The sequence below is a fragment of the Nitratireductor sp. OM-1 genome, assembly GCF_003296175.1.
Lineage (GTDB): Bacteria > Pseudomonadota > Alphaproteobacteria > Rhizobiales > Rhizobiaceae > Nitratireductor > Nitratireductor aquimarinus.
The window spans coordinates 972,248-997,572 of the sequence record NZ_CP029208.1; the positions used below are offsets into that span (position 1 = coordinate 972,248).

Consider the following 25,325-nt stretch of genomic DNA (forward strand, 5'->3'; position numbering starts at 1 on the left):
TGCTTACTTGCTGGTCTTGGCCCGCTCGATGGCCTCGACAATCAGCCTGCGCGCTTCGCCGGCATCCAGCCAGTCGCCGATCTTGACCCACTTGCCGGGCTCGAGATCCTTGTAGTGCTCGAAGAAGTGCTGGATCTGCTGGAGGGTGATCTCGGGCAGGTCCTTGTAGTTGTGCACGTTCTCGTAGCGGCGCGTCAGGTGAGCCGACGGCACGGCGATGATCTTCTCGTCCTGTCCGGAATTGTCTTCCATGACCAGAACGCCGATCGGGCGCACATTGATGACGCAGCCGGGAATGAGCTGGCGCGTGTTGCAGACCAGAACGTCGATGGGGTCGCCGTCATCCGACAGGGTGTGCGGCACGAAGCCGTAATTGCCCGGATAGGTCATCGGCGTGTAGAGGAAGCGGTCGACGACCAGCGTTCCCGAATTCTTGTCCATCTCGTATTTGATCGGCTGACCGCCGACCGGGACCTCGATGATGACGTTCACGTCTTCCGGCGGATTATCACCGGTGGAGATGGCGTCTATGCGCATGGAGAAGCAACCTTTGTTCTGGCAGGTGATGGCTGCCGGAGACCGGCGCGGCGACCGATAAGGTCCACCGGACGAGGCAACCCGGAAATGGATGGCTGCCGCTTTATCGCGTCACAGGCCGCATGGCAATGCAGCGAATGGTGCAGTGCGAAATTTTGATGGTGCGCGCGCGGACCGGAAAGACATGCGCAGCAGGGTCGAAGCTCAGTCCCAGACGAAGGCCAGCTTGCGCAGCGCCCGGCTGTGAAACACCTCGACGCCCTCGGCAATGTCGCGCCCGCCGGCGCCGGCATAGAACGCCAGCGCTGCCTCATTGTCTTCCAGAGCCCACACGACAAGACCGTTCAGACCATGGGCCGACAGCATGTCGCGCGCGGCCTGGAAGAGCCGCGTGCCAAGACCGACGCCCTGATATTCAGGCCGCAGGTAGAGCTCGTAGATCTCGCCTTCCTGCGCCAGCTCACGGGCGCGGTTGCGCCCGAGCGTTGCGTAGCCGGCAATCTCACCGCCGATTTCGATGACGAGAACGGTGGCGGACCGACGAATCGCATTGGCCCACCAGCGCGGACCACGACGACCGATCATGCGCCCCAGCGCCTGATAGGGGATGATGCCGGTATAGGCCCCGCGCCACGCGCTATCGTGGACTGCGGCCACCGCCTCGGCGTCTTCCGGCTCTGCTCGTCTGATGTCGATCGTCAGCGTGTTCATAGTTTCTTAACCATAGCTGCGTCGGGTCGACATGCGCAAGCATTAGAGCGCTCATCTTTGCGGTCGCGCACAGGCAGCCGAAAGCGCTCAGATTTCCGTCAAACGGTCTTCGATTTCATTGGGATTAAGCCGGCCGGCGGGGAAATGCTGTGCAAGCACCTCTCCGGCGTAGCCAACGGTTTCGACAAACCCGTCGGCCAGCGTGCCGCGGCGCGCGTGCTCCAGCATCATGGCGACGCCCTCGTTCCAGACACGCTGTTCGACACAGGCGTCGATCTCGCGGTCAGCCACGATTTCCACGTAGCGTTCCGCCAGCGAAACGAAAATCAGAATGCCGGTCCGCCCCTCGGTCACATGGATGTTGTGGGCGAAAAACTGGTTCTGCGCTTTCTCGTGGGCGCGCCGGTATTTCAGCGCCTTGGGCACAAGCGCAACGCGCAGCCCCGGAAAAGCGATCAGAAGAGCGCCGGCCGCGGCAAAGGCTGCGAGCTGCGCAGCGGCGAAAACCATGGGATCGACGGAAATCCACCAATGCCTGAGCGCCAGCGCCAGAAACGGGCCGAGAATGAGGATTGCCAGCGCGACGATGAGGCCCGCGGGATAGAGATAGGGATCGCTGGACCGCGCGAGAACGCAGTAGATTTCGCCCGCAGTGCTGCGCTCGGCGTCACGGATCGCCTTTGCGATGCGGGCGTGTTCTTCGTCCGTCAGTGTCCTGATCTTTCGCAACATCCTACCAGCTCCCCGAAGCACCGCCGCCGCCGGACGAACCGCCGCCGCCGGAAAAGCCCCCGCCACTGCTGCCGCCGGAAGACCATCCGCCGGAGGAGCTGCGTCCGGAGCGCCCGCTGGACTTCTTGTAATTCACCTTCATGCCGAGCCACTCATACTGGCCCGGCCCGATCTTGCGCCCGAAGATGGGCGGCAGAAGCGCCATGGCGAAACCGCCGAAGAAGAAGGTGCCCCAGACGATGAAGAACAGGATCGTCGGCCAGGGAATGCTGTCATCTTGCTGCTGGCTGCGCCGGGCGCGGGCCTCGAGCTCCGCCGCATTGCCCTCCAGCACCATGATGATGTCATCCACCGCGCCATCGATGCCGGCGTCGTAATCGCCAGCGCGGAAGGCCGGCACCATCGTGTTTTCGATGATGAGTTTGGAGTGCAGGTCGGTCAGCGTGCCTTCGAGACCATAGCCGACCTCGATCCGCATCTTGCGGTCATCGAGCGCGACCAGAAGCAGGACGCCATTGTCCTCACCCGCCTGCCCCAGCCCCCATGCGCGGAAGAGACGGTTGGCGAAGGGCTCCAGCGCCTCGCCGTCGAGGCTGCGAATGGTGGCGACGACAATCTGGTCGGAGGATTTCTGCTCGAAAGCTTCGAGTTTTCCGGTCAGGCGGGCCGTGGTTTCCGCATTGAGGATGCCGGCGTCATCGACCACCCGCCCGGTGAGCCGGGGCAGTTCCGCAGCGGCCAGCGTCGATGCCAGAAACAGAGCGACAAGACCAGCCGCAAGGGCAAGCCAAAGGCGCTGGCGATCACGTGCGGCGGGACACCGCCGGACTGCCTCCCCCATCGATCAGTCTCCGTCAGCCGCCGCTGTTCGTGCCGAAATTGACCGACGGCGCATCCATCTGCTCCTGCGAGATGGTGAAGGTCTCATAAGGCTCGTTGCCCGTGAACCAGAACATCGCCCACAGCATGGAGGGCAGCGTCTTCAGTGACGTGTTGTAGAGGCGAACCGCCTCGATATAGTCGCGCCGGGCGACGGCGATGCGGTTTTCCGTGCCCTCAAGCTGGGCCTGCAGCGCCAGGAAGTTCTGGCTCGCCTTCAGATCCGGATAGTTCTCGACGACAGCCAGAAGGCGCGACAGCGCGCCGGTCAGGCCGGCCTGGCTCTCCTGAAACGCCTTGAAGGCTTCCGGGTCGGTGAGCATGTCCGTCGACACCTGAACCTGGGTGGCCTTTGCGCGCGCCTCGACGAGGCCTTCCAGAACCTCGCGCTCGTGGGAGGCATAGCCCTTCACCGTTTCGACCAGGTTCGGGATGAGGTCGGCGCGGCGCTGATACTGGTTCAGCACTTCGCTCCAGGCGGCCTTGGCCTGTTCCTCACGGGTGGGGATGGTGTTGAACCCGCAGGCAGAAAGCAGCGGCAACATCACGAAGAGCGCCAGAAGAGAAAGAAGGCCGCGCTGAGAGACAGCGGCGAGCGGCTTGGCAATCGGCATGAAGGAGCGCCTCCGAAACATTGGTTCTGGGAACATTAGAGCATCGGACCGAAAAGTGGAAACCGGTTTTCGGTTATTCCGATGCTCCATCAATCGCTTAGATCGTCCTTTGTGCGCCGGAATGGGCGCACGGCGATCTAGAACATGGGCCACTGACAGGAAACCAATTCCGATCAGGCTGCCCATGCTGTACGGTTATCGCAAATCCACTGCAACGGGTTTTCAGATGGGGTCGGGAAACAAACAGGATCAGGAAGCCGAAGCGGAGTCGCGCCGGATTCTCGACCGGGTTGGCCGAGAGAGCGAAGGCAGCTCCATGATGACGCGCGTGCGCGATCACGTGGCGGCTACCGATGCAGAGCAGAACGACCCGATTGAACTCTGGGGCACCCGCATCGGCAGGGCCATCGCCGTGACCACGCTGACGGCCCTGATCCTCTGGCTCCTCCTCTACGTCTTCGGCATAATCGGCGGATAACGGACAGCATGACCAATCAGGACAACCGGGGCGAGGCGCGCGCCGTTATCGTCATTTCAAGCCATGTGGCGCGCGGCAGCGTTGGCAACAGGGCGGCCGTTTTCACCCTTGAGGCACTGGGTTTTCCGGTCTGGGCGGTGCCGACGGTCATTCTGCCCTGGCACCCCGGCCATGGGCCGGCGACGCGCATCGTGCCGGAAGCAGATCAGTTCGCGCGCTTCATTCACGACCTGGAAAACGCCCCCTGGCTGGGTGAAGTGTCGGCCGTGCTGACAGGCTATCTGGGCGGGCCGGAACAGGCGACGGCGATTGCCGGGCTGGTGAAAACCCTGAAGGCACATAACCCGCAGGCGCGCTATGTCTGCGACCCCGTTCTGGGCGACAAGGGCGGGCTTTACGTGCCGGAGGCGACGGCAACGGCGATCCGTGATCAGCTGCTGCCACTGGCCGACATCACCACGCCGAACCGCTATGAGCTGGCGTGGCTGACGGGGATGGAGATTTCCGGCACGGAAAGCGCCATTCGCGCGGCGCGGCAGGCCCCGCCGGCGGATGTGATGGTGACGTCAGCGCCGGCCAGCAGCCCCGACCGGCTCGCCAATCTTCTGGTGAGCGAGACGGACGTTCTGCGCGCCGTGCATGACAGCATTCCAAGCGCGCCGAACGGGACGGGCGACCTGACGGCGGCGCTCTATCTTGCGCGGCTGCTCGCAGGCGAGACGCGGGAAGAAGCACTTGCGAAGACGACGGGCTCGGTTGTGGCGATCCTCAACAAGGCCTCAGAACGCGGCTCGAACGAACTGATGCTCGAAACCGACCGGCAGATCCTGACGCGCCCGGAAATGAGCATCGAGATCGAGCATGTGGCGGAAACCGCGGAGGCATGACGGCGGTCTGAGCCTGCGGGCAAACGCATAAACCGGATTGCCCGAAGAACGGTTTACCGTTATTCGGAATTCCATGACCCATCTGCCAGACCGTCTTATCGCCGGCTACCGCAACTTCATGGCGGGCCGTTACAGCTCCGAGAGCGATCGCTATCGCGCATTGGCCAAGGATGGCCAATCCCCGAAAACCATGGTCATCGCCTGCTGTGATTCACGCGCGGCGCCGGAAACGATTTTCGACTGCGGCCCCGGCGAGCTTTTCGTCGTGCGCAACGTGGCCAACCTCGTGCCGCCCTATGCGCCGGACGGGCAGCATCACGGCACGTCCGCAGCCCTGGAATTCGCGGTGCAGAGCCTCAAGGTGAAGCACATCGTCGTGATGGGGCATGGACGCTGCGGCGGCATTGGCGCAGCGCTGAACCGCTCGGCCGAGCCGCTTTCGCCCGGCGACTTCATTGGCAAATGGATGGGGCTGGTCAAGCCGGCCGCAGAAGCCCTGGCCGAGAACGAGATGATGACAAAGGCCGAGCGCCAGACCGCGCTTGAACGCATCTCGATCCGCTACCAGGTGGAAAACCTGCGCAGCTTTCCCTGCGTAAAAATCCTCGAAGACAAGGGCAGGCTCACCCTGCACGGCGCGTGGTTCGACATTTCGAGCGGCGAGCTGTGGGTGATGGACCCCAAGACCGGCGATTTCGAACGGCCGGACTTCGAGTAGACCCGATGCTGTCAGGCGGGATCGCCTGACTTTTCACCAAAAGCGAAGCGCGATGGCCCCGTATCAGACGGGGCCTGTCGGGCCATGCCGCAAAGCCGTTGCCAGCGTTGGCTCCGGCAGCCTGTTCCAGATGATCCATGAAACGATTGCCACCGTTCCAAGCGTCGGGATGATGAGCACCATGGCCAGAACGGGATCGCCGATGAGTGCGGCGATGGTTCCGCCGGCGAGCCCTGTGGTCATCTGAAGAAAGCCCGTCAGCGACGATGCGGAGCCCGCAATGCGGGGGAATGGGGCAAGGCCCGCCGTCATCATGGCCGGCATCACGAAAGCGATGCCGAAGGCATAAACGCCGACCGGCCCCATCACGCCGATGAAGCTGGGCTCGAACAGGGTGAGCGCAAACACCAGAAGCAGGCTGCCCACACCGATGGCCGTGAGGCCGATGGGCACGAGCCTGTAAGCGCCGAGCGACTTCATCAACTGCCGCGCGGCGACAGCGCCGACGAAATACATGCCCGATTGCGCCAGCATGCCGAGGCCAAACTCGGCGGGTGTCATGCCGACATTGTCCATCAGAATGAAAGGCAGAACGGTTGCCTGCGTATAGAGCGCGCCGACCGCACCGGCGATGACGAAGCTCGACAGCATGAAGTAGCCATTGCTCAGAAGCAGGCCATAGGAGTGGACCAGCGCCTTCGGGCTGATGCGCGAGAGATCGCGCTCGACGGTCTCGCGCATACAGAAATGGATGATGAGCGCGATCACCAGTCCCGCCACCAGCATGAGAATGAAGATGGCGTGCCAGCCAGCTACCTGCATCGTCAGACCGCCGAGTGTCGGCGCGAAGGCCGGCCCCACGGCAAGAATGATGCCGACCAGGTTCATGATCCGGGCGGAACTTTCATTCGTGAAAAGATCGCGCACGATGGCGCGTGAAACGGCCACGCCGACGGCCGCGCCAAAGCCCTGTAGAAAGCGGGCGGCGATCAGCGTTTCAATGTTGGGTGAGATCAGCGCAATGAAGCTCGCCACCACATAGATCGCGATGAAGGCGAAGGTGACGGGCTTGCGCCCGAGGCCATCCGACAGGGGGCCGCAGAACAGCTGCGCCACTGCAAAGCCGGCAAAGTATAGCGAGATGGTCATCTTGACCGCCGCTTCCGTGGTGCCGAAAGCCTCGACGATCTCCGGCAGCGCCGGCGTGAAAAGCGCCATCGAAACGGGCCCGAGCGCCACCAGCAGCGCACCGATGATGCTGACCCGCCGTTCGCTCATCAGCGGCGGTGGCGGGGTTTCGGCATCCGGTGCTTCTGCGCGCATGTTCATAAAGGCTCCCCCTGCCGTGGCGCGGCAGGCTTTTGCGACAGGCCCGCCAGATTGGCCCGCACCACTTTCAGTTTCTCGAGCATTTCGTCCCACTCAGTTTCGCTGAGCGTGCCGGCAGCGCTGCGCCGCATCTCGGTGCCCACCCGGCCAATGGCCTCAAGCACTCCATCGGCCTTGTCCGTCAACTCGACGAGCTTTGCCCGGCGGTCGGACGGGTCGTTCGCACGGCGCACGAGATCGCGCGCCTCAAGCCGGTCGAGATAGCCGCTCAGCGTCATCGCCTCGACGCCCATGCGCTCGGCGAGAACATTCTGGCGAACTGCGCCGGCGCGCGCGGCATGAACCAGCGTGCGCGCCTCACCGGGCGTCACGCCGATACCGGCATTGGAAATTGCCCGATCCATCGTACTTTTGATCAGACGATAAACGTCTGCGATGAGGAAACCGAACGATTCCGGATTCACGTGCTGCGTCATCAAAAAGACCCTTATTATAAGGCAAACTTAATATAAGCCATACATATAGTCAGTCCCTATCATCGTCAACTCCGGCCATTGCGCCGCCAGCCGCCAGCGCTTACATCGCAAGGGCTCTGTTCCTCCAACGAACCGGAAACGCCATGCAGAAATCCGCTCCCATCGATCTTGCAACGCACCCGCTGACGAACTGGACCGGGCCGCACGGCCTGCCGGATTTCACCGCATTCGACGATGCCGCGTTTGCGCCCGCTTTCGAGGTAGCCATCGCTGCCCATGAGGCGGAGATCGAGCAGATCGCCAACAATCCGGACGCGCCGGACATCGAGAACACGCTGGCGGCGATGGAACTCGCCGGTGAAGCGCTCTCGCGGGTCTCGGCCATCTTCTGGTGCCGTGCGGGCGCGCACACCAATGAGGCGATCCAGGCGCTGGAACGGGAAATCTCGCCGCGCATGGCCCGGCACATCTCGTCCGTTCTCATGAACGCGGCGCTGTTTGAGCGCATCGACCGGCTTTATCAGGCGCGCGACACGCTCGACCTTGATGCAGAGACCGACCGCGTTCTTGAAAAGGTCTGGAAGCGCTTTGTGCGCGGTGGCGCACAGCTCGACGCAGACGACAAGGCGCGGCTTGCCGTGATCAATGAGGAACTGGCCGGGCTTGGCGCGAAATTTGGCCAGAACGTGCTTGCAGACGAAAGCGGCTGGTCACTGTTTCTGGAGGAAAACGACCTGGCCGGGCTCTCCGACGCGCTGAAGAGCGCGATGGCGGAAGCCGCCGAAGCGCGCGGCGAGAAGGGGCGCTATGCGGCAACGCTCTCACGCTCCATCGTGGAACCGTTCCTTGCCTCCTCCGAACGGCGCGACCTGCGCGAGAAGGTGTTCAACGCATTCGCCAAACGCGGCGAGAATGGCGGCGACACGGACAACGCCGACATTATTGCGAGCACGCTGAAGCTTCGCGCAGAAAAGGCGCGATTGCTCGGCTATGAAACCTATGCCGCGCTGAAGCTGGACGACACGATGGCGAAAACGCCGGAGGCCGTGCAGGAGCTTTTGCAGCCGGTCTGGCGAAAGGCGCGCGAGAAAGCCGCCGAAGACGAAAAGGAACTGGCGAGGCTGGCAGCCGAAGACGGCCAGAACCACGCCATCGCCCCCTGGGACTGGCGCTATTATGCGGAGAAGCGGCGCGCCAAGCGCTTCGCCTTCGATGAAAGCGCGCTGAAACCCTATCTCGCACTCGAAAACGTGATCGCCGCCTCCTTCGACGTCGCCAACCGGCTGTTCGGCCTGACCTTCGAGGAGCAGAAGGGCGTTCCGGCCTGGCATGAAGACGTGCGCACCTTCATCGTGCGCAATGCCGACGGCTCGCAACGCGGCCTGTTCCTGGCCGACTATTTCAATCGCCCGTCCAAGCGCTCCGGCGCATGGATGAGCGGGTTGCAGTCGGGCTACCGGCTGGGCGCCGGCAAGACGCCGATCATCTACAATGTGATGAACTTCGCAAAGCCGCCCAAGGGCACCCCTGCCCTTCTCTCGGTCGATGAAGCACGCACATTGTTTCACGAATTCGGCCATGCGCTGCACGGGCTTCTGAGCGACGTGACCTGGCCGTCGATTTCCGGCACCTCGGTTTCCCGCGACTTCGTGGAGCTGCCCTCGCAGCTCTATGAGCACTGGTTCACCGTGCCGGAGGTGCTGCAGAAATTCGCCCTGCATCACGAAACCGGCCAGCCCATGCCGCAGGAACTGCTTGAGAAGATGCGCGCGGCGCGCACCTTCGACGCCGGCTTTGCAACGGTGGAGTTCACCGCCTCGGCGCTGATGGACATGGCGTTCCACAGCCAGGCCGAAGCACCCGAAGCGCCGCTCAGCTTCGAGGCGGAAACGCTGAAACAGATGGAAATGCCGGACGCCATCGTGATGCGCCACCGCACGCCGCATTTCCTGCATGTGTTTGCGGGCGATGGTTATTCAGCCGGCTATTATTCCTATATGTGGTCGGAAGTGCTCGACGCAGACGCCTTCCGCGCCTTCGAGGAAACGGGCGATCCGTTCGATCCGGAAACCGCGAAGAAACTGCTCCGGCACATCTATGCGGCCGGCGGGTCGGCTGATCCCGAAGAGCTTTACAAGGCGTTCCGCGGGCGCATGCCGACGCCGGAAGCCATGATGGAAAAGAAGGGGCTCGCCTAGGGCCGGAAACCTGACGATGACGGCCTGCCTGCGGGCCGTCATTCAATGGTCAGATAGATGTCACGCCGCCGATAACCGGTTGCCACACTAAACGGTGAAATTGCCTCCCACGACCCAACCAGATCGAGGGAGACTGTCATGAAGTCCTTTGGAGTGAGCACCCGCCGCAAATTCCTGATCGGAAGCGGCGCAACCGCACTTGCGACCACGCTTGGCGGGCTGGCCATGCCCGCCATTTCGCGCGCCTCGTCGCGCCCCGTCTTCACCCATGGCGTCCAGTCCGGCGACGTGGACACCACGACCGGCATGATCTGGACCCGCACGGATCGCCCGGCGCGGGTGGAGTTTGAAGTCTCGACCACCGAGAGCTTCGCCAACCCGACCCGGCTGCCGAGCCTCGACGCCCTGCCCGACAGCGATCTCGCCGTGAAAAGGCTGCTGGAGAACCTGACGCCCGATCAGGATATTTTCTACCGCATGACCGCCGTTGATCTCTCCGACGTTTCGGCGCGCTCGGAGCCGATTGTCGGACGCTTCCGCACCGCGCCCTCTGCACGTCGCGACATCCGTTTCGCCTGGTCGGGCGACACCGCCGGCCAGGGCTGGGGCATCGATGAGACCGGCATGAAGACCTATGCCACCATGTCGAAGCACGAGCCCGACTTCTTCCTGCATTCCGGCGACACGATCTATGCCGACGGCGCGATCCAGGACGAGGTGGAGCTGAAGGACGGCTCCAAATGGGTCAACAAGGTGGTGATCGACGAGAAGCGCAAGGTCGCTGAAACGCTGGACGAGTTCCGCGGCCAGTGGAAGTACAACATGATGGACGACCATGTGCGCGCGCTGAACGCCGTGTGCCCGACCTTCTTCCAGTGGGATGACCATGAAGTGGTCAACAACTGGTCGGCCTCCAAGGACCTCACCGAAGACGACCGCTACACCGAGAAATCGGTGGCGCTTCTGCAGGCGCGCGCTGCCCGCGCGTTCCACGAGATGTCGCCGATCCGCTTCACCCCGGCAGAGCCCGGCCGCGTCTACCGCAAGATCGCCTACGGGCCGATGCTCGACGTGTTCTTCCTCGACCTGCGCTCCTATCGCGGCCCCAACACCGCTTCCATGCAGGATGAGCTGAGCGATGAGGCCCGCATTCTGGGCGATGCGCAGATGCAGTGGCTGAAGCGCGAACTCTCGAACTCGCGCGCCACCTGGAAGGTGATCGCCTGCGACATGCCGATCGGCCTTGTGGTGCGTGACGGCGAGAAGATCGAGGCGATTGCCAATGGCGACGATGGCGCTGCCAAGGGCCGCGAGCTGGAAATCGCCGAGCTGCTGCGCTTCATCAAGAATGCGGGCATCGAGAACACGGTGTGGCTGACCGCCGACGTGCACTACACGGCTGCCCACTACTACAATCCCGACAAGGCGCAGTTCCAGGACTTCAACCCGTTCTGGGAATTCGTGTCCGGCCCGCTGCACGCCGGCACGTTCGGCCCCAACGATCTGGACCAGACCTTCGGCCCGGAACTGAAATATGTGAAGGCGCCGAGCAAGGAGCAGGGCGTAAACCTGCCGCCTTCGGACGGCTTCCAGTTCTTCGGCCTGGTCGACATCGACGCCGACACCCAGCAGATGACGGTGCGCCTTATGGATCGCGATGACAACGAGCTCTACACAATGACGCTCGATCCCGTGCGCTCGGCCTGACACTGAGCGCATGCACTCGAACCGGGGCCTTTGCGCCCCGGTTTTTTGTTTCGCGCGAGGCATGTGCCACGCAAATGACTGGAGGTAATCCGGTTACTCTTAGAAAATCATGCCCAATTGGTCGCAGTCTGCGAAATTGCATCTTTCCGCAACGCACACTAACTAAACTTGGAAAGCTGTCGAAAACCGTGGAGAGCAAGATGCATCAGACAGGCGCGCCCCAGGGAGCCGAAATGACCGCAGACGCAGGTCCTGCCCGGCCCGACGTGACCGTCTTCTTCGACAGGCGCACCTTCTCGGCACAGTATGTCGTCGCAGATCCGGCGACCGGCAAATGCGCGATCATCGATCCCGTTCTCGATTTCGACGAGAAATCCGGCGCAACCTCCACGGAAAATGCCGACCGGCTCCTCGCCTTCATCGAGGAGAAGGGGCTCGAGCTCGAGTGGATTCTCGATACCCATCCCCACGCCGATCATTTTTCAGCCGCGAGCTATCTGAAAACCAGAACCGGAAAGCCGATCGCCATCGGCGAGAAGGTGGTCGAGGTGCAGAAGCTCTGGAAAGGCATCTACAACTGGCCGGAGTTCCAGGCAGACGGATCGCAGTGGGACAGGCTATTTTCCGACGGCGAGACTTTCACGATCGGCTCTTTGCCGGCAAAGGTCATGTTCTCGCCCGGGCACACGCTGGCCTCGATCACCTATGTGATCGGCGAGGCGGCCTTCGTGCACGACACGCTGTTCATGCCCGATTCCGGCACGGCGCGCTGCGACTTTCCCGGCGGCAGCGCGGAGCGGCTCTGGAAGTCCATTCAGGACATTCTCAACCTGCCGGACGAAACGCGCATCTTCGTCGGCCATGACTATCAGCCGGGCGGACGCGAGCCGCGCTTCGAAAGCACGGTTGCCGAGCAGAAGGCCACCAACAGCCACATGTCGAAATGCGCGACAGAGGCGGAATTCGTTGCCGTGCGCGAGGCGCGCGACAGGACGCTGCCCATGCCGAAGCTCATTCTGCATGCGCTTCAGGTGAACATGAATGCGGGCCAGCTTCCCGCGCCGGAAGCCAATGGCGAGCGCTATCTGAAGTTTCCGCTCAACGCGCTTGAAGGCGCTTCCTGGGGCTAGAGCGCCGTGCATCGTGCTTTCCGAAAATCGATCCCGATTTTCGGGCCGATGCGCTAGACAATTCCAGGAAAAGCGGGAACCGGTTTTCCGTCCGGAATTGCGCAAAAACAATGATTTGAGCGGTCCCGGGGTCGACAACGGGCACTGCGGACTTTCGCAATTGCGAAAAAACCTGTAAGAGCGCGGCAACGCAACAGGGCCGCGCCTTGCCTTTCGCGCGCCTACCGACCCCAAAGAGCACATATGAAACTGCGCAACATTGCGATTATCGCCCACGTTGACCATGGGAAAACGACACTCGTCGACGAGCTTATGAAGCAGTCCGGCGCGTTCCGCGAGAACCAGCGCGTCGCCGAACGCGTCATGGACTCCAACGAGATCGAAAAAGAACGCGGCATCACCATTCTCGCCAAGGCCACCTCGGTGGAATGGAACGACACCCGCATCAACATCGTCGATACGCCCGGACACGCCGACTTTGGTGGTGAGGTGGAGCGCATCCTCTCCATGGTGGATGGCGCAGTTCTTCTGGTGGACGCGGCCGAAGGCCCGATGCCGCAGACCAAGTTCGTTGTCGGCAAGGCGCTGAAGGTTGGCCTGAAGCCGATCGTCGCCATCAACAAGATCGACCGCCCGGACGCACGCGCCGACGAGGTGATCAACGAGGTGTTCGACCTGTTCGCAGCACTCGACGCCACCGACGAGCAGCTCGACTTCCCGATCCTTTACGGTTCGGGCCGCGATGGCTGGATGAACTACAGCCCGGAAGGTCCGAAGGATGAGGGCCTCACCCCGCTCTTCGATCTGGTGCTGAAGCATGTGCCGGAGCCAAGCACGGAGCCCGGTCCGTTCCGCATGATCGGCACGATCCTGGAAGCCAACCCGTTCCTCGGCCGCATCATCACCGGCCGCGTGGCAGCCGGCTCCATCAAGCCGAACCAGGCGGTGAAGGTGCTGCATCACGACGGCACGCTGCTTGAGACCGGCCGTATTTCCAAGATCCTCGCCTTCCGCGGGCTCGAGCGCCAGCCCATCGAGGAAGCGCAGGCAGGCGATATCGTCGCCATTGCCGGCCTCTCCAAGGGCACGGTGGCCGACACGTTCTGCGATCCCTCCGTCAACCAGCCGATGGAGGCACAGCCCATCGATCCGCCGACGGTGACCATGAGCTTCATCGTCAACGACTCGCCGCTGGCCGGCACCGAGGGCGACAAGGTGACGAGCCGCGTGATCCGCGACCGCCTCCTGAAGGAGGCCGAGGGCAATGTCGCGCTGAAGATCGAGGAAGCCGACGACAAGGATTCCTTCTACGTCTCCGGCCGTGGCGAACTTCAGCTTGCCGTTCTGATCGAGACCATGCGCCGCGAGGGCTTCGAGCTTGCCGTTTCGCGCCCGCGCGTGGTGATGCAGAAGGACGAGAACGGCAATCTTCTCGAGCCAATCGAAGAAGTCGTGATCGACGTGGACGAGGAGCATTCCGGCATCGTCGTGCAGAAGATGTCGGAGCGCAAAGCCGAGATGATCGAGCTGCGCCCCTCCGGCGGCGACCGCCAGCGCCTTGTCTTCCACGCGCCGACGCGCGGCCTGATCGGCTACCAGTCGGAGCTCCTGACCGACACGCGCGGCACGGCCATCATGAACCGGCTGTTCCACGATTATCAGCCCTACAAGGGCGAGATCGGCGGCCGCATCAACGGCGTGCTCATCTCCAACGATGACGGCGAGGCGGCAGCCTACGCGCTGTTCAACCTGGAAGACCGCGGCCCGATGGTGATCGACGCCGGCGTGAAGGTCTATCAGGGCATGATCATCGGCATTCACTCCCGCGACAACGATCTGGAAGTGAACGTGCTGAAGGGCAAGAAGCTCACCAACGTCCGCGCCTCCGGCAAGGACGAAGCCGTGAAGCTGACCCCGCCGATCCGCATGACGCTGGAGCGCGCGCTTTCCTGGATTCAGGACGATGAGCTGGTGGAAGTGACGCCGAAGTCGATCCGCCTGCGCAAGCTTTACCTGGACCCGCACGAGCGCAAGCGCTTCGAGAAAAGCCGCGCCGGCGCGGCTTGAGGTCTGAACCCAATATTGAGCCCGCATCTACTTGCGGGCTCAATTGCATCTGGATGATGCTTTTCCGGTTTATGATGGCTGCTGGGCGCTGCAGGATGGAGCCGGCTTCAACGCCGCGCCAGGCACCCTCGCCCTTCGACAAGCTCAGGATGAGGGTTGTTGAGGCGTCGGGTGCCAATCCAGTGGCTGTGGCTGTGTGACCGGCATCCCATCAGGCTGCAGCATGGGCAGCTGAAGCATCCGCCAGGCCCGTTTTTACATGCGTCCCAATAACCCTCATCCTGAGCCTGTCGAAGGGCGAGGGCGCCTGGCGCGGACTGAGACGTTGCACTCCCCTTCACACCACCTCCCATGGCAGCAGCCTTTCGCAGCCGGGTTGACAGCACCCGAACATCCCGCGCTAATCGCCACAAGGTTGTGGAGGACGTTTCAGATGGATCCGGCATTCCTGCTCACGGCGCTTGTCGTTGTGCTGATTCCCGGCACCGGCGTGATTTACACGCTGGCGATTGCGCTTGGTCGAGGCAGCCCCGCTTCGGTTTCGGCGGCGTTTGGTTGCACGCTCGGCATCCTGCCGCACATCGCAGCCGCAATTCTCGGCATCGCCGCGCTGCTGCATGCCAGCGCCATGCTTTTCCAGATCGTCAAATTCGCCGGCGTGCTCTACCTGCTCTGGATGGCATGGGGCGCGCTGAAGGAAAACGGCATGCTTGATGCAGAGCCAGACCGCACGGCGATTGCACATCGCGCCATCATCCGGCGCGGTTTTCTCATCAACATTCTGAACCCGAAACTGTCGATCTTCTTTCTGGCGTTCCTGCCCCAGTTCATCCCTGCTGAAAGCACCCTTCCCGCGCTCGACATGGCGTGGCTCGGCTTTGTCTTCATGGTCATGACCTTCGTGGTCTTCGTGCTCTATGGGCAGATGGCGTCGCTGGTGCGCGGCAGGGTTCTGTCGAGCCCGACGATCATGAAATGGCTGCGCCGCTCCTTCGCGGCAGCCTTTGCGGCGCTGGGACTGCGACTCGCCCTTTCGACAAGGTAGACAGATGGAACTCTCCGCTCTCGTCATCTTCGCCGGCGCGCTTCTGGTTGCTGCCGGCACGCCCGGCCCCAGCATCGCCGCCCTCGTGGCCCGTGTGATCACGCGCGGCTGGGGCGATGTCCTGCCCTTCATGGTGGCGATGTGGATCGGCGAAGCGGTGTGGCTTTCCTTCGCGATTTTCGGCCTCGCGGTTCTCGCCGAAAGCTTCCATCTGGTGTTCTCGGTCATCAAATATGCGGGCGTGGCCTATCTGCTTTATCTCGCATGGAAAATGTGGACCGCGCCGGTGACGAACCCGGACGACGCCGTGCCCGACGCGCAATCGGGCGGGCGGCTGTTCTTCGCCGGTCTGGCGGTCACACTTGGCAACCCCAAGATCATGATGTTCTACGTCTCGCTGCTGCCCACGATCATTGATCTGGCTTCGGTGACCCTGATGGGCTGGGCAGAGCTGACACTGACCATGCTGCTCGTGCTGCTGGTGGTGGACGCGGGCTGGATCGTCGCGGCGGCGCAGGCCCGAAAGCTGCTCAGGAGCCCGCGCGCCATGCGCATCGCCAACCGTACAAGCGCATCGCTGATGGCAAGTGCAGCAGCAGCCATCGCGGCGCGGTAGGGCGTTCGGCGCTCAGACATTCAGGGCCGCGTTTCCCTGCAACGGTGAACCGTTCTAGGGTCAGGACCCTAGACGTCAGCGCCAATCCACTCGATCCAGCGGCCATGGAAGTCGCAGCGCGCCAGATCGCGGCGCGTTCCTTCCGGCCACAGGGTGAGCGAAACGCGCGCGAAGGGCTCCTTCATGTCGGACGGCTCCATGCGCAGCCAGGCGATGGGCGCCCCGCCGGCGTGCCCCGCTTTTTCCAGCGCGCCCTCGATGCGGGACTGCGTTTCGAACGGCAGATATTGCCACATGATCGAGTGAAACAGCACCAGCACCCGGTCGGGTTCGCGCATGGCAAGCGCCGCCTCGACAAAATCGGCCGCATCCGCCTTTTCCAGCGAGAGAGAAGCGCCATCCGCAAGGCTGATCGCCGCGACAAGACGTTCGAGCCGCGCCGCCTGATCGGCCCAGACATAGGAGGTGAGACGCAGGCGCTCGCTCTCCAGCGCAACATCGATGGGGGCGATGTCACTGCCCTCGCGCGAGGCGATTTCAAGCCTGCCGGAAAGGTCGGGCGCAGCGCCCCGCACTTCCGGCGCGAGCTTTACCGGTGAGGCGGCATCGCCCCAGATGTCCTCGCCGTAACGATAGTGGAACCGGTCGAACAGAAGGTTCAGACCCGCGCTTGATCCGATCTCACGAAGGTCAAGCGGAAGGCCGGTTTCGCGGGCAATCGTTAGGAAACCCGGCAGGAGCATGGCCGAGCGGGCGATCTCATTGGTCTGCGGCGCGCTGTCCAGAGTGGCGCAGAGCCGTGCATCATGGCGCGCAATGGTGCCGGCGACAGCCGCGCCAACGGCATCACGCGAGGCCGTTCCGGGTGGATAGACGCCGGCTAACTCCGCGTCCTCTCCCGCCAGAACCAGCGCATGAAGCCCGCCGCAAAGCCGCAGCGCCAGCGCATCTTCGCCGGGCGCTCCGGACCAGTCGAGCACGCGCGCGCCGGTTCTCGTGTTGCGATCCAGAATTTCAGGCAGGAGCCGGCACAGCTGGGCGGTGAAGGGGGAGCCCATACGGTCGCAGGCCTCGGCCTGCTTTTCGAAATGTGCGCTGATCCGGCTTTCCATGCAGTTCTCCTTCAAAGTTTGAAGGAGAGGCTAGCATGCGTCGTCCGAGAGTTTTGTTGCAGCGCAGCATTTTTTCTGGACCAGCCGACTGGCTCAGAAAAATCAGCCTGCCGGGCGCTCCGCCAGAAGCTTTTCGATCTCGGGCATCAGGTCGTTCTGCACGCTTTCGGGCGTGAAGGGGCCGACATGCTTGTAGCGGATCCTGCCTTCCGGCCCGACGAGAAAGGTTTCCGGCACGCCATAGACACCCCAGTCGATGGCCGCGCGGCCATTCTGGTCCACGCCGATTGCATCATAGGGATTGCCGAGATCACCGAGAAAGCGGCGGGCGTTTTCCGGCTTGTCCTTGTAGTTCAAACCGGCGATGACGAAACGCCCGTCTCTGGCCAGCTCCATCAACAGCGGATGCTCCTGCCGGCAGGGCAGGCACCAGGAGCCCCAGACATTCACCAGCGTGATCTTGCCTGCAAAGGCGTTAGAGGAAAGTCCCGGCAGGGACATGCCCTCAAGCGGCGGCAGATCCGTCTGCGGCGCATCACGGCCGATCAGCGCCGAAGGCACGAGCGAGGTGTCCCGCCCGGAAAAAAGCTGCATGAGGAAAACGGCGGCCAGCGCCAGGAAGACCAGAAGCGGCAGCAGAAACAGCAACCGCCGCGAACGGTTGGACTTTTCGCCGGTAACGCTCATTTCTTCTCTGCCTTGCGCTCGGAGCGGCGGCGAACGCCGCGCTCTTCGAGTTCCTTGAGTTCGCGCTTGCGGCCTGCCTGATCGATCAGGATCCAGAGGCAGAGCCCCGCAATCACCAGTGCCGAAATACCATAAGCGGCGAACACATAACCTGCGTGGGTCATCGCGCTGCCCTTTCTGCCGCGCGCGCCGAAAGCCTGCGCATGGCGATCACACGCCGACGCCAGATCTCCGCACGCATGGCCATCAGGTGAAGCGTGAGAAGCACGAGCGTGAAACCAAGCGCGCAGACGAGCAGCGGCCAAAGAAGCGATGTGTGGATGGTGGGACCATCGAGACGGAACACGGATGCCGGCTGATGCAGCGTGTTCCACCAGTCCACCGAGAACTTGATGATCGGGATGTTGACGAAGCCGACAAGCGTGAGGATCGCCGCGGCCCGCGCCGAACGGCCGGGATCGTCCATCGCCCGCGTCAGGGCGATGATGCCGAGATACATCAGGAACAGGATGAAAACGGAGGTCAGCCGCGCGTCCCAGACCCACCAGGTGCCCCACATGGGCTTGCCCCAGACGGAGCCGGTGAACAGCGCCAGCGCGGTGAAGGCCGCGCCGATGGGAGCGGCGGACTTGAGCGCCACATCCGCGAGCGGATGCTTCCACACAAGCGTGCCAAGCGCAGACGCCGCCATGAGCGAGTAGCAGAACATGGCGAGCCAGGCGAATGGCACATGGATGTACATGATCCGCACCGTGATGCCCTGCTGATAATCCTCGGGCGCGGTGAAGGCCATGTAGAAGCCTGCCGCAAGCACCGCCAGCGCCGTGCCGCCAAGCCAGGGCACGAGCGTGTCTGCCAGCGCGAGAAAGCGCGTGGGATTGGCGAGCGCCGTCAGGCGACCGGAGAGCGTGGAGGCTTGCGGGGTGGCGTTTGTCATGCCTGAACCCATAGCGTCGAGTGTCCTGTTCCGCAATCGAATCGATTGCCGCACATCAATCGCCGCCCCACCGCAGTGCGAGCGAGGCGGCCAGCGGCCCGATGACCGCAAAAAACAGCATCAGCGCGGCAAGAATGAGGAAGGGCGGCAAAAACGGGTCCGGATCGGCAACCGCGCCGCGCGCCGCCGCCACGCCGAAGATCAGAACCGGGATGGTGAGCGGCAGAACCAGAACCGAGACCAGAAGCCCGCCCCGTGGCAGCGCCACGGCAAGGGCCGCGCCCACCGCGCCGATGAAGGTGATGGCAGGCGTGCCGACGGCCAGCGTCGCGGTCGCAGCCAGAATGCCCACCGGTTCGACATTCATGAAGAGGCCGAGCAGCGGCGTCACCACCACCAGCGGCAGGACGTTCACCGTCCAGTGCGCGAGGCACTTCACGAACACGGTCAGCGCCGTCATGTGGCGGTTGTCGGCGAGAAGCATGAGATCAAGCGAGCCGTCTTCGCGATCAGCCTGGAACAGGCGCTCAAGCCCGAGCAGGCCCGCAAGCAGCGCGCCGATCCACAGGATGGCCGGGCCGATCCGCGCCAGAAGGTTGAGGTCCGGTCCCACGCCGAAGGGGATGACGGCCACCACGGCGAGGAAGAACAGGACACCGGTGAGCGCGCCGTTTCCGGTGCGCACGCCGATCTGCAGCTCGCGGCGGAAAAGCGCTAGCATGACTGGAAAAGCTCCTGACCGGGTGTGGGGCCGAGAGCGCCTGACAGCCGCGCACCGTCAAACGTCCTCATGCCTGAACCTGCCCCATGCGCAATTCGCGCGCGCCGGTCAAGCCGAGCGGCAGATGGGTGGCGGCCACGATCAGCCCGCCATCTTCCAGATGCACGCCCATCAGTTCGGCAAATTGGGCTTCGGACGCCTTGTCGAGGCCGGAAGTGGGTTCATCCAGAAGCCAGACCGGCCGGTAGCTGACGAGAAGCCGGGCAATGGAGGCGCGCCGGCGCTGGCCGGTGGAGAGATAGCCGAAGGGCAGATGGCCGATATCACCGAGCCCGACCATTTCCAGCGCTTCGAAGGGCGAAAGATGCGGATGCCCCAGAAAGTCCTGCCAGAAGCGCAGATTCTCTTCGACACCAAGTTCCGCCTTCATTGCATTGCGGTGACCGAGATAGTGGCAGGCAGCCCCTGCGTCGGGAAATTCGTCGCCACCGCCGGAAAACGACACCACGCCCTCCGCCATGGGCAAAAGGCCGCAGAGCACCCGGAGCAATGTCGACTTTCCCGCGCCGTTCGGCCCGGTCACCGTCAGCGCCTCGCCGGCTTCGAGCACGAAGGATATGCCGGAGAACACGGTTTCACCGCCCCGCTCGCCACTCACGTTTTCGGCGGCGAGCCGCATCATGTCTTCATCCTTCGGCAAGGGTGTATTCCTGATTTTTTCACGACGCGGCAGATTTGCCGTTTCCCACTCTAGAACTCTTCTACAAAATTCTCTATATCCGCCTCAACCACGCCAGCGGTCGGCGTGTAACTCTTTGTGCCGATACCCCGCGCGCGCGCCGCCTTGAACGGCCGGGACGCTTGGGGGCGGACAGCGGAAATGACCGTACCCGCACCTTTTGCGCGTGATGCCTCGAGGAGTCCGTTCCCGTTTCGGATAGCAGAACAGGATAGGATCGCCCGTGACCAAATCACTTGACAGTTTCAATTGCCGCCGCACCCTCCAGGTTGGGGATGCAGAGTATGTTTATTTCGACCTCAAAGAGGCCGAAAAGAACGGGCTTGAAGGCATTTCCCGCCTGCCCTTCTCGATGAAGGTGCTGCTCGAGAACCTGCTGCGCAACGAGGACGGACGCTCGGTCACCAAGTCCGACATCGAAGCAGTCGCAGCATGGCTCGACGACCGCGGCACGGCCGGCCACGAGATCGCCTACCGTCCGGCCCGCGTGCTGATGCAGGACTTCACCGGCGTTCCCGCCGTGGTCGATCTGGCAGCCATGCGCGACGCCATGGTGTCGCTCGGCGGCGACCCGCAGAAGATCAACCCGCTGGTGCCCGTCGATCTGGTCATCGACCACTCGGTCATCGTCGACGAGTTCGGCACGCCGAAGGCATTCGACCGCAACGTGGAACTCGAGTATGCGCGCAATGGCGAGCGTTACCGCTTCCTCAAATGGGGTCAGAACGCGTTCAAGAACTTCCGCGTCGTTCCGCCCGGCACCGGCATCTGCCACCAGGTGAACCTCGAATATCTCGGCCAGACCGTCTGGACGAAGGAAGAGGACGGCAAGACGATTGCCTATCCGGACACCTGCGTGGGCACCGATTCGCACACCACGATGATCAACGGCCTGGGCGTCCTCGGCTGGGGCGTGGGCGGCATCGAGGCAGAGGCGGCCATGCTCGGCCAGCCGGTCTCCATGCTCCTGCCGGAAGTCATCGGCTTCAAGCTGACCGGCAAGCTGAAAGAAGGCGTGACGGCAACCGACCTGGTGCTGACCGTCGTGCAGATGCTCCGCAAGAAGGGCGTTGTCGGCAAGTTCGTCGAGTTCTTCGGCGAAGGCCTCGACCACCTCACGCTGGCGGACGCCGCGACCATCGGCAATATGGGCCCGGAATACGGCGCGACCTGCGGCTTCTTCCCGGTTGATTCGGAAACGCTGAACTACCTCAACGTCTCCGGCCGCTCCAAGGAGCGCATCGCGCTCGTGGAAGCATACTCCAAGGCGCAGGGCATGTTCCGCGAGACGGGCACCGAGTATCCGGTGTTTACCGACACGCTCGAGCTCGACCTCGGCGAAGTCGTGCCGTCCATGGCAGGCCCGAAGCGTCCGGAAGGCCGCATTCCGCTCGAGAACATCGCATCCGGCTTCGCCGAATCGCTCGAGAAGGAATACAAGAAAGACCCGTCCACGCTGGAACAGCGCTGGCAGGTTGAAGGCGAGGATTACGACCTCGGCCATGGTGACGTGGCGATTGCCGCCATCACCTCCTGCACCAACACCTCGAACCCGAGCGTGCTGATCGGCGCCGGCCTTCTGGCCCGCAACGCCAACCGCCTGGGCCTCAAGCAGAAGCCCTGGGTTAAGACGTCGCTCGCTCCCGGCTCGCAGGTGGTTGCCGAGTATCTGGAGAATGCCGGCCTGCAGAAGGAGCTCGACCAGATCGGCTTCAACCTCGTCGGCTTCGGCTGCACGACCTGCATCGGCAACTCCGGCCCGCTTCCGGCCCCGGTTTCCAAGACCATCAACGACAAGGGCCTGATCGCTGCCGGCGTTCTCTCCGGCAACCGCAACTTCGAAGGCCGTATTTCGCCTGACGTGCAGGCCAACTACCTGGCTTCGCCGCCGCTGGTCGTCGCCTATGCGCTCGCCGGCTCGGTGACCAAGGACCTGACGAAGGAGCCGATCGGTCAGGACAAGGACGGCAATGACGTCTTCCTGAAGGACATCTGGCCCTCCAACCAGGAGATCCAGGAGTTCATCCAGAAGAACGTCACCCGCGACCTGTTCGAGAAGAAGTACGCAGAGGTCTTCAAGGGCGACGAGAACTGGCAGGCCGTGCAGGTGCCGGAAGGCGAGACCTACGCATGGGACGACACGTCGACCTATGTTCAGAACCCGCCCTACTTCGCCGGCATGACCAAGTCGACCGGCAAGGTGACGGACATCGAGGGTGCGCGCATTCTCGGCCTGTTCGGCGACAAGATCACCACCGACCACATCTCCCCGGCCGGTTCCATCAAGGCACAGTCGCCTGCCGGCAAATACCTGATGGACAATGGCGTGGGCGTTGTCGACTTCAACCAGTACGGCACGCGTCGCGGCAACCATGAAGTCATGATGCGCGGCACCTTCGCCAACATCCGCATCCGCAACCACATGCTGGGCGAGAACGGCACCGAGGGCGGCTACACGATCCACTATCCTTCCAAGGAAGAGATGTCGATCTACGACGCAGCCATGGAATACCGCAAGGAAGGTGTTCCGCTGGTGGTGTTCGCCGGTGGCGAATACGGCAATGGCTCCTCGCGCGACTGGGCTGCCAAGGGCACGAACCTGCTCGGCGTCCGCGCCGTGATCGCAGAGAGCTACGAGCGCATCCACCGCTCCAACCTGGTGGGCATGGGCGTCATCCCGTTCGTCTTCGCTGAAGAAACGAGCTGGGAGAAGCTTGGCCTGAAGGGCGACGAGACGGTGAGCATCGAGGGTCTTGAGACGCTCAAGCCCCGCGCCAAGGTCAACGCCAAGGTCACCTTTGCCGATGGTTCGGTGAAAGAGGTTCCGCTGCTCTGCCGCATCGATACGCTCGACGAGCTCGAGTACTTCAAGAATGGCGGCATCCTGCAGTACGTGCTGCGCGACCTGGCTGCATAATCCAGGTCTGCCACCTGCCTGAGACAGACCGTCGGCGGAAACGCCGGCGGTCTTTTTTGTTTCCGGCTGCATTTCCTCACCGGAACGTGACTTCTTGTTGAGCCCGCCCGCCACCTATAGTGCCTGAAAACAGGATCGGGTTCAGTTTCCGAACGGAGTACAGATGACTTGGCTCACCACGCGCCGCCAGCTGCTGGCGGCGGTTGCAGGCTTCTACGCCCTTACCGGCATTGCCGGCGCCCAGGAGATGGCGCGGCCGGTCGGTGTGGTCGAGCTGTTTACCAGTCAGGGCTGCAGCTCCTGCCCGCCAGCGGATGCGCTGCTCAGCGAACTGGCGGAAAGGGACGACGTCATCTCCCTCGCCTATCACGTCGATTACTGGGACTATCTGGGCTGGCGCGATGCGCTTGGCAGCGCCGCGAACACCGCGCGGCAGAAGAACTATGCGCGCTCTCTCCAGAAAGCCTCCGTCTACACGCCACAGATGATCGTGAATGGCCGCACCGACATGAACGGCGCGGACAGGAGCAGGGTGACCGCATCGCTCGACAGCATGGCCGGCACGCCGGACGGGCTACAGGTGGATCTGTCGCTTCAGGACAGGGGCGACACCATTCTCGTCGAAGTCGGCGCATTTCGCGGCGACGCGGGCAACGAGCTGCTCGACGCGCATCTGGTCTTTGTCGACTTTGCGCCACGCGCGACGGTGGAGATCCGCGCCGGAGAGAACCGGGGCCGCACCATCGAATATCGCAACGCGGTGAACCAGATCCAGACAATCGGCATGTGGGACGGAACGGCCAAGAGCTTCGAAATGCCCAAGAGCGAGCTGGTGAAGAAAGGCAATGGCTGCGCGCTGCTTCTCCAGCGCGTCGACAGGGAAGGAAGGCCGGGCGCCATCCTCGGCGCTGTCGCAATCACCCCATGAACCAGGCACGGGCACCCCATGAACCAAGCATGGGCACCCCGTGAGCCAAGCATGGGCACCCCGTGAGCCAAGCATGGGCACCCCGTGAGCCAAGCATGGGCACCCCGTGAGCCAAGCATGGGCACCCCGTGAGCCAACCCCGTAAGTCAAAAAACCCGGTGGTCCCAAAAGAAAAACCGGTGCTGAATCATTCAGCACCGGTTTTGATCTTTTGGGACCGTTGCCCGGCTCGGAGATCCGAGTTGGTTCGATCCGGTCATGACCCCGAGGGCGGGGGGGCTTGGGGTTTTCGGGATCCGTGTCCGGACCGAACCGTCTCAGGCAACGGTCGGATCGTCGCGGCACAATGGGGCGTGAGCTTGGACAAAATGTGTCGAGAAAAAGGCACGTCATCACCAATTCCGACAAACGGTCCCGATTTGTGACTACCGGCTAACGATAGTGGCTTGCAGGTTCACAAAACATGCGTCGGCAAAATGTCGGGGATGGTCTAACCACTCCGAATATAGCACGGCATCAAGAAAGGTTAACAGGCTTTTCCAACCTTTCCCGCGCGGCCTGAGCATCGGACCGAGACAGTGGAGACCGGTTTTTCGGTTGCCCCGATGCCTCTGGACAGTCTGGATCGTAAGCCGGGAAGGAAGGCAGGGCTTGCATTTCCGGCTATGGCGGGCGAACCTTTCGTGTCACCAAATCGTCATGAGGTTTAGCCAATGAGCGATTACGGCAGCGCCGGGGAGGATAGGGACAGCTCCGGGATACTGATCCCGCTGCATGAAGAGCGCCGTGCGCGCTCCAGCCTTCCCGTAACCTTCGACCGGCGCGAACTGGACCAGATTCTTCGCATCTACGGGCGCATGGTCGCCGCCGGGGAGTGGCGCGATTATGCAATCGACCACCTGAAGGACCGGGCCATCTTCTCCGTTTTCCGACGCACCAGCGAAGTGCCCCTTTTCCAGATCGTGAAAGACCCCAAGCTCACGCGTAAGCAGGGCGCATACAGTGTGGTTGCGGCCACCGGCGCGATCCTGAAGCGCGGGCACGAACTGACGCGGGTGCTCGCCGTGTTCGACAAGAAGCTCAAGCTGGTCACCTGAGCAAAGCCGGCTGGAGCAACGCTGGTCTGGATCGCCTTTGTGCGTCCGCCCGGACGCATGGCG

Annotated in this window: 25 protein-coding genes; 12 read left to right on the forward strand and 13 right to left on the reverse strand. The window is 62.9% G+C overall.

Annotated features, from left to right (window positions below):
* Nucleotides 1-3 precede the first annotated feature (3 nt).
* The 5 genes from ppa to DEJ54_RS04600 all read right to left on the reverse strand — a co-directional run bounded on the left by ppa (nt 4) and on the right by DEJ54_RS04600 (nt 3,473).
* On the reverse strand, nt 4-537 hold the full coding sequence (gene ppa, locus DEJ54_RS04580; RefSeq protein ID WP_113153523.1) for an inorganic diphosphatase: 534 nt from the start codon (nt 535-537) through the stop codon (nt 4-6).
* A gap of 204 nt (nt 538-741) precedes the next feature.
* Nucleotides 742-1,248: a GNAT family N-acetyltransferase gene (locus tag DEJ54_RS04585; RefSeq protein ID WP_113153524.1), complete on the reverse strand. Its 507-nt coding sequence runs from the start codon at nt 1,246-1,248 to the stop codon at nt 742-744.
* Nucleotides 1,249-1,335: 87 nt separating this feature from the next.
* Nucleotides 1,336-1,980: a TPM domain-containing protein gene (locus DEJ54_RS04590; protein ID WP_113153525.1), complete on the reverse strand. Its 645-nt coding sequence runs from the start codon at nt 1,978-1,980 to the stop codon at nt 1,336-1,338.
* A 1-nt stretch (nt 1,981) separates the two neighbouring features.
* Complete coding sequence (locus DEJ54_RS04595; RefSeq protein WP_113153526.1) at nt 1,982-2,821, reverse strand: YgcG family protein; 840 nt, start codon at nt 2,819-2,821, stop codon at nt 1,982-1,984.
* Between the two features lie 13 nt (nt 2,822-2,834).
* Entirely contained in the window at nt 2,835-3,473 is a 639-nt protein-coding gene (locus DEJ54_RS04600; protein WP_113153527.1) for a LemA family protein, read from the reverse strand.
* Nucleotides 3,474-3,657: 184 nt separating this feature from the next.
* On the opposite strand from DEJ54_RS04600, the gene DEJ54_RS04605 reads away from it, so the two are divergent.
* From DEJ54_RS04605 to DEJ54_RS04615, 3 genes are all read left to right on the forward strand, one after another.
* Nucleotides 3,658-3,951 carry a hypothetical protein gene (locus DEJ54_RS04605; protein WP_222474045.1) on the forward strand — a complete coding sequence of 98 codons (294 nt, stop codon included), beginning with the start codon at nt 3,658-3,660 and terminating at the stop codon, nt 3,949-3,951.
* Nucleotides 3,952-3,959: 8 nt separating this feature from the next.
* On the forward strand, nt 3,960-4,838 hold the full coding sequence (gene pdxY, locus DEJ54_RS04610; protein ID WP_113153528.1) for a pyridoxal kinase PdxY: 879 nt from the start codon (nt 3,960-3,962) through the stop codon (nt 4,836-4,838).
* Between the two features lie 73 nt (nt 4,839-4,911).
* Complete coding sequence (locus tag DEJ54_RS04615) at nt 4,912-5,556, forward strand: carbonic anhydrase (RefSeq protein ID WP_113153529.1); 645 nt, start codon at nt 4,912-4,914, stop codon at nt 5,554-5,556.
* A gap of 63 nt (nt 5,557-5,619) precedes the next feature.
* On the opposite strand, the gene DEJ54_RS04620 is transcribed toward DEJ54_RS04615, so the two are convergent.
* Entirely contained in the window at nt 5,620-6,885 is a 1,266-nt protein-coding gene (locus tag DEJ54_RS04620; protein WP_113153530.1) for a multidrug effflux MFS transporter, read from the reverse strand.
* The gene (locus DEJ54_RS04625) at nt 6,882-7,361 is read right to left on the reverse strand and encodes a MarR family winged helix-turn-helix transcriptional regulator (RefSeq protein ID WP_113153531.1); all 480 of its coding nucleotides are present in this window, start codon (nt 7,359-7,361) and stop codon (nt 6,882-6,884) included. Before DEJ54_RS04625 ends, DEJ54_RS04620 begins: the two co-directional genes overlap by 4 nt.
* A gap of 143 nt (nt 7,362-7,504) precedes the next feature.
* Between DEJ54_RS04625 and DEJ54_RS04630 the strand changes: the two genes are divergently transcribed.
* The 6 genes from DEJ54_RS04630 (at nt 7,505) to DEJ54_RS04655 (ending at nt 16,124) form a co-directional block, all read left to right on the forward strand.
* The gene (locus DEJ54_RS04630) at nt 7,505-9,559 is read left to right on the forward strand and encodes a M3 family metallopeptidase (protein ID WP_113153532.1); all 2,055 of its coding nucleotides are present in this window, start codon (nt 7,505-7,507) and stop codon (nt 9,557-9,559) included.
* A gap of 138 nt (nt 9,560-9,697) precedes the next feature.
* Nucleotides 9,698-11,266, forward strand: coding sequence for an alkaline phosphatase (locus DEJ54_RS04635; RefSeq protein ID WP_113153533.1), 1,569 nt, complete (start codon nt 9,698-9,700; stop codon nt 11,264-11,266).
* A 233-nt stretch (nt 11,267-11,499) separates the two neighbouring features.
* Nucleotides 11,500-12,396, forward strand: a complete 897-nt coding sequence (locus DEJ54_RS04640; protein WP_113156084.1) for an MBL fold metallo-hydrolase — start codon at nt 11,500-11,502, stop codon at nt 12,394-12,396.
* 243 nt (nt 12,397-12,639) lie between these two features.
* A complete protein-coding gene (gene typA / locus DEJ54_RS04645; RefSeq protein WP_113153534.1) occupies nt 12,640-14,463 on the forward strand; it encodes a translational GTPase TypA in 1,824 nt (607 codons plus the stop codon).
* 433 nt (nt 14,464-14,896) lie between these two features.
* Nucleotides 14,897-15,508: a LysE family translocator gene (locus DEJ54_RS04650; RefSeq protein WP_113153535.1), complete on the forward strand. Its 612-nt coding sequence runs from the start codon at nt 14,897-14,899 to the stop codon at nt 15,506-15,508.
* Between the two features lie 4 nt (nt 15,509-15,512).
* The gene (locus DEJ54_RS04655) at nt 15,513-16,124 is read left to right on the forward strand and encodes a LysE family translocator (protein WP_113153536.1); all 612 of its coding nucleotides are present in this window, start codon (nt 15,513-15,515) and stop codon (nt 16,122-16,124) included.
* A 68-nt stretch (nt 16,125-16,192) separates the two neighbouring features.
* Here DEJ54_RS04655 and DEJ54_RS04660 read toward each other — a convergent pair whose 3' ends face one another.
* The 6 genes from DEJ54_RS04660 to ccmA form a co-directional block, all read right to left on the reverse strand.
* Nucleotides 16,193-17,236: a DUF2332 domain-containing protein gene (locus DEJ54_RS04660; RefSeq protein ID WP_113153537.1), complete on the reverse strand. Its 1,044-nt coding sequence runs from the start codon at nt 17,234-17,236 to the stop codon at nt 16,193-16,195.
* Between the two features lie 102 nt (nt 17,237-17,338).
* The gene (locus DEJ54_RS04665) at nt 17,339-17,923 is read right to left on the reverse strand and encodes a DsbE family thiol:disulfide interchange protein (protein ID WP_113153538.1); all 585 of its coding nucleotides are present in this window, start codon (nt 17,921-17,923) and stop codon (nt 17,339-17,341) included.
* Nucleotides 17,920-18,087, reverse strand: a complete 168-nt coding sequence (gene ccmD / locus DEJ54_RS04670) for a heme exporter protein CcmD (RefSeq protein ID WP_113153539.1) — start codon at nt 18,085-18,087, stop codon at nt 17,920-17,922. Before ccmD ends, DEJ54_RS04665 begins: the two co-directional genes overlap by 4 nt.
* Nucleotides 18,084-18,872, reverse strand: coding sequence for a heme ABC transporter permease (locus DEJ54_RS04675; protein WP_113153540.1), 789 nt, complete (start codon nt 18,870-18,872; stop codon nt 18,084-18,086). The genes ccmD and DEJ54_RS04675 overlap by 4 nt, the downstream gene beginning before the upstream one ends.
* 43 nt (nt 18,873-18,915) lie before the next feature.
* Nucleotides 18,916-19,581 carry a heme exporter protein CcmB gene (ccmB, locus tag DEJ54_RS04680; protein ID WP_113153541.1) on the reverse strand — a complete coding sequence of 222 codons (666 nt, stop codon included), beginning with the start codon at nt 19,579-19,581 and terminating at the stop codon, nt 18,916-18,918.
* A gap of 67 nt (nt 19,582-19,648) precedes the next feature.
* On the reverse strand, nt 19,649-20,260 hold the full coding sequence (gene ccmA / locus DEJ54_RS04685; protein ID WP_113156085.1) for a heme ABC exporter ATP-binding protein CcmA: 612 nt from the start codon (nt 20,258-20,260) through the stop codon (nt 19,649-19,651).
* A gap of 283 nt (nt 20,261-20,543) precedes the next feature.
* Here ccmA and acnA point away from each other — a divergent pair, with 283 nt between their 5' ends.
* The 3 genes from acnA (at nt 20,544) to DEJ54_RS04700 (ending at nt 25,262) form a co-directional block, all read left to right on the forward strand.
* Nucleotides 20,544-23,237, forward strand: a complete 2,694-nt coding sequence (acnA, locus tag DEJ54_RS04690; RefSeq protein ID WP_113153542.1) for an aconitate hydratase AcnA — start codon at nt 20,544-20,546, stop codon at nt 23,235-23,237.
* A gap of 163 nt (nt 23,238-23,400) precedes the next feature.
* Complete coding sequence (locus tag DEJ54_RS04695) at nt 23,401-24,165, forward strand: thioredoxin family protein (protein WP_113153543.1); 765 nt, start codon at nt 23,401-23,403, stop codon at nt 24,163-24,165.
* A gap of 713 nt (nt 24,166-24,878) precedes the next feature.
* On the forward strand, nt 24,879-25,262 hold the full coding sequence (locus tag DEJ54_RS04700) for a DUF2794 domain-containing protein (protein WP_113153544.1): 384 nt from the start codon (nt 24,879-24,881) through the stop codon (nt 25,260-25,262).
* Nucleotides 25,263-25,325 lie beyond the last annotated feature (63 nt).